4 protein-coding genes are annotated in these 4164 nt (G+C 69.6%); 2 read left to right on the top strand and 2 right to left on the bottom strand.

What is annotated here, in order from left to right; genetic code table 11:
- Nucleotides 1-455: hypothetical protein (locus AB0B89_RS35235; protein ID WP_358561763.1), on the bottom strand; the 455-nt coding region annotated here is incomplete at its 3' end.
- 175 nt (nucleotides 456-630) lie between these two features.
- Here AB0B89_RS35235 and AB0B89_RS35230 point away from each other — a divergent pair.
- Entirely contained in the window at nucleotides 631-1275 is a 645-nt protein-coding gene (locus AB0B89_RS35230) for a hypothetical protein (protein ID WP_358561761.1), read from the top strand.
- Nucleotides 1276-1742: 467 nt separating this feature from the next.
- Complete coding sequence (locus tag AB0B89_RS35225; protein WP_358561758.1) at nucleotides 1743-2918, top strand: YncE family protein; 1176 nt, start codon at nucleotides 1743-1745, stop codon at nucleotides 2916-2918.
- 88 nt (nucleotides 2919-3006) lie between these two features.
- Here the strand turns inward: AB0B89_RS35225 and AB0B89_RS35220 are convergent.
- The coding region (locus tag AB0B89_RS35220) for an ABC transporter substrate-binding protein (protein ID WP_358561755.1) at nucleotides 3007-4164 on the bottom strand (1158 nt) is incomplete at its 5' end.

The raw sequence follows: 4164 nt of genomic DNA, 5'->3' as shown, positions 1-4164 counted from the left end.
GGCGCCGTCACCGTCCCGGTGACGGCGGCGACCTGCGCGGCGAGGGCGTCGGCGGGGTGGGCGCCGGGCGTCAGCGTCAGCTGGGGCCACCTGCTGGAGCCGGGCAGCGCCGACTCCTTGAGTTTGGGCAGCAGCCCGGCGCCCAGCAGCGAGGACTTGCCGGCGCCCGATGGCGCGATGATCATCTGGATGCCGGAGCGACGCCGGTCGAGCAGCTCGATGAGCTGGGCCAGCACCTCCTCGCGCCCGCAGTACCAGTCGGACTGCTGGGGCCCGAACGCGGCGAGGCCGGGATAGGGGCAGACATCCGTGATCCGGCCGGGCGTCGTACGGCGCAGCACGCGAGTGCCGTCTTCGAGATGGAAATGCTGATCTCCGGCGGCCTGATTGATGCTCGCCGAACCCGTCGCGTGAGCCTGAATGTTTATCCGCGGCTCTTCTTCCCGCTCGTCCATCAACCTTAACGGTAAATCACCTTTAGGAAAGAGTGGAAGAATGAGCCGATTCGTTATCCGGTCATCGGCCGGCATGGTGTTGCGGGCACGCGGAAAAGCTCGCGGCCCCGGGCCCGATAAGAACGCCATGCCTGGTGTGCGAGACAGATCGGGGTCTCCCGGCGATGATGGCTCCATGTCAAGGCGCGTGCTGTTCAAGGTGGGCGCGGCGCTCTGCGCGGCGGCCGCCATCGTCCTCGTGGTCGTCGTCGTGGGCCTCGACACCGCCGACAAGCTCGCGAGCGTGCTCGGACTGGTCGTCGCGCTCGCGGGACTGGCCGCGAGCCTGCGTGGCGCGGCCAGGTCACGCCGTCAGGAGGGTGAGGCGACCGTGGACCGACTGGACGGGACAGAAGCCACATCGCTGGTGAACGCGATGGCCGGCGACAACTGGAGACAGGCCCGGGCGGTGCTGCTCGGCCTGTGGCGGGACGCCCTTCCCGACCGGCTTCCGGACGTCGAGGCGGCCCTCGAAGAGACGCGCAGGGAACTGTCGGCCGTCTCCGCGGACGCCGTGCCGGATCTCCGGAGCGAATTCGTCACGGAATGGCAGTCCAGGCTCCGCCGCCACGCGCTGGCGGCCCCGGGATTCGTGCCCGCACTCCACCGTGTCATCGCCCACCAGATCGCCCCACTCGCGGCCCCGGCCGTTCCGCCGGGAATCCAGATGAACGCCACCTCCTATGATCACTCCCGAATCAACCAATCAGCTGGAAATATGTATATTAACGACCAAAGCGACCAATCTCCTCGTCGGAAACTGGGCGACGAGGCTGGATGACCGGATCTCCCGAAGGCGCGGGTGTAAGGAGGCGCGGAGGCCCGGCGGCCCCGTGCATTTCCGGGAAGGGTGAGGCATTCGCAGGGCCGGTATCGGCCCGGTGACGGCTGCCAGGTGCGCGAGGCTCGGTGAAACGTTTTACTCATCGCATCCGTTGACAGGCCTCCTGACCGGTCTCAACTTCCGTTCACCGCGTTGAAACGTGTCAACCGTCCGCCCGGCCTTTCCACCGCCGAGCCGGGCGCGGGCGCTCTCCAGGAAGCACGAGAACCCTTCCCAAGGAGTACGTATGCGCTCCTGTCCGGGCATGGCCCGGCTCGGGTGTTGTGTCCCCCGAGGCGGGCTCCCGCAGGGCGAAGGTGAACCCACCCCAGACTCGGGTTTGAGTGTTCCCTGACCGTCCCCCTCCTAGCGTGGCCGTAGCCGGCACGTGCCGGGGGGATGACAGAGGGGCAGGCCCTGAGCGGATGACAAGGACCACCCGGGGGGTCGTCCGGCTGCTCGCCGCCGGGGCCGCCCTCGCGCTGACGGTGTCCGCCTGTTCCGGCGGGGTCCAGCCGCGGGACGCCGAACTGCCGTCCACGCCGCCGGAGGCCCCGCCCGCCGCCGAGCGGAAGCCGCACGGCGGCGCCAAGGAGGCCATGGTCGCGGACGTCTACGCCCACGACCGGCCGGGCATGCTCAGTCCCGCCGTCGCCGGGTTCCCGTCCCTGGTCTACGTGCCCAACAGCGAGAGCGGCACGGTCAGCGTCATCGACCCCAAGACCTACAGGGTCATCCGGCACTTCAGGGTCGGCAGGCGCCCGCAGCACGTCGTCCCCTCGTGGGACCTGAAGACGTTGTGGGTCAACAACAACGACGGCAACACGCTCACGCCGATCGACCCGGCGACCGGGAAGCCGGGCAAGCCCATCGAGGTCGAGGACCCCTACAACCTGTACTTCACCCCGGACGGCACCACCGCCCTGGTCATGGCCGAGCGGCTGAACAGGCTCGACTTCCGCGACCCGGAGACCTTCAAGCTGCGCGAGTCGGTGGACGTGCCGTGCCGTGGCATCAACCACGCGGACTTCACCGCCGACGGCTCGACCTTCCTGGCCAGTTGCGAGTTCTCCGGCCACCTGGTGGTCGTCGACGTGGCCGGGCGGAAGGTCAGCGAGGTCGTCAACCTGCCGGCGCATCACAGCATGCCGCAGGATGTGAAGCTCTCTCCGGACGGCACGATGTTCTACATCGCCGACATGGCCAAGGGCGGCGTCTGGGTGGTCGACGCCGAGCGCTTCAAGGTGCGGCGCTTCATCAGGACCGGCGCCGGCGCCCACGGGCTGTACGTCAGCCGGGACTCCGAGAACCTCTATGTCTCCAACCGTGCGGCAGGGTCGGTGTCGGTGGTCTCGTTCGCCAAGCACCGGCCGATCGCGACCTGGCGCATCCCCGGCGGCGGCTCGCCCGACATGGGCGGCGTGTCCGCCGACGGCAGCCGCCTGTGGCTCGCCGGCCGCTACAACAGCGTCGTGTACGTGTTCGACACCCACGACGGCCACCTCGTACGGAAGATCCCGGTGGACGCGGGGCCGCACGGCCTGGCCGTCTACCCGCAGCCCGGACTTCACTCCCTTGGCCACACCGGAGTGTTCCGCTGAGCGAGGCGGCTGACGGTGGGGCGGGGAAGGCCGCCGCCCGCCCGGGGGGAGCCTTTTTCCCGGGCGGGCCGCTCCAGGCGGCGGCCGGTCAGCCGACCGGCACCTGGTAGTCCTTGGCCAGGCCGGAGACGGCGGCCTCCTTGAGGATCACCGCGCCGCCCACCGCTGACTTGTCCGGCTTGACCACGTACGAGGCGCGCGAGGCGGGCTGGTCGACGTGCGAGAAGTCCATCGGCGTCCCGAATCCGCCCTCCCACGCGGGCTGGGAACGGTGGGCCTTGACGATGCCCTCCCGGCTGAGGTCCCTGGCCTCGCAGGCCTTCTTCAGCGCGTCCCCGACGATCACCGCCGCCGAGTACCCCGCTCCGACGCCGCTGTCGACCGGCTGGCCCGCGTACTTGGCCTGGTAGTCGGCGACCAGCTTCTGGATGGCGGGGAGCGGCGCGCTCATCGGGGGGGCCGCGGTCATGATGAAGTAGTTCTTCAGCAGCGCGGGGGCGGCGGGCGTCCCGAGCAGCTGGGGGCTGTAGGCCGAGTTGCCGGCGACGAACGGGATGTCCATCCCCCTGGCGACGGCCACGCCGACCAGGGAGGCCGCCTGCCGGGGGCCGACCGACACCAGGACCGCCTTGACGCCCGCGTCCTTGAACGCCGACACCTGGGCGCTCATGTCCTGGTCGGTGGCCTTGATCTTCTGCTCCACCACCGTGAGGCCGAGCTTCCCGGCCGCGTACTTCGACCCGTTGAGCGCGCTCTCGCCGTAGTCGCCCTCGAAGTACAGGTGGCCGATCTTGTCGCCGGACCTGACGCCCTTCTCCTTGACGAGGAAGTCGACCCCGTTGATCATGTCGAGGTCGTACGTGGTGCCGGTCACCTGGATCGCCTGGCCGCCCAGCAGGCTCGTGGCCCATGCCATGGGGATCGTCAGCAGCTTGTCGTCCTCGATACGCCGCTTGAGCGCCGTGACCATCGGCGAGCCGATGAACTGGGTGATCGCGGCGGACTTCGGCGCCACCTCGGTGTAGGCGGCCACGGCCTTCTGGGCGTCGTAGCCGTGGTCGCGCACGATGCCCGCGATCTTGCGCCCGCAGACCCCGCCTCCGGCGTTGACCTGCTCGAAGTAGAGCTGCTGCGCCTGGGTGATGCTCTTGCCGAGCGACGCGTAGGGCCCGGTCAGGTCCGTGAGCGCGCGGCTCTGCCTGGACCCGGCGGTCCAGGCGGACATCGACGAGCGCTTCGGGGCCGG

The organism is Sphaerisporangium sp. NPDC049002 (assembly GCF_040649355.1).
In the GTDB taxonomy this organism is placed as follows: domain Bacteria; phylum Actinomycetota; class Actinomycetes; order Streptosporangiales; family Streptosporangiaceae; genus Sphaerisporangium.
The sequence above is the reverse complement of the archived record's forward strand: the minus strand, read 5'-3'. Positions and strand labels throughout refer to the sequence as shown.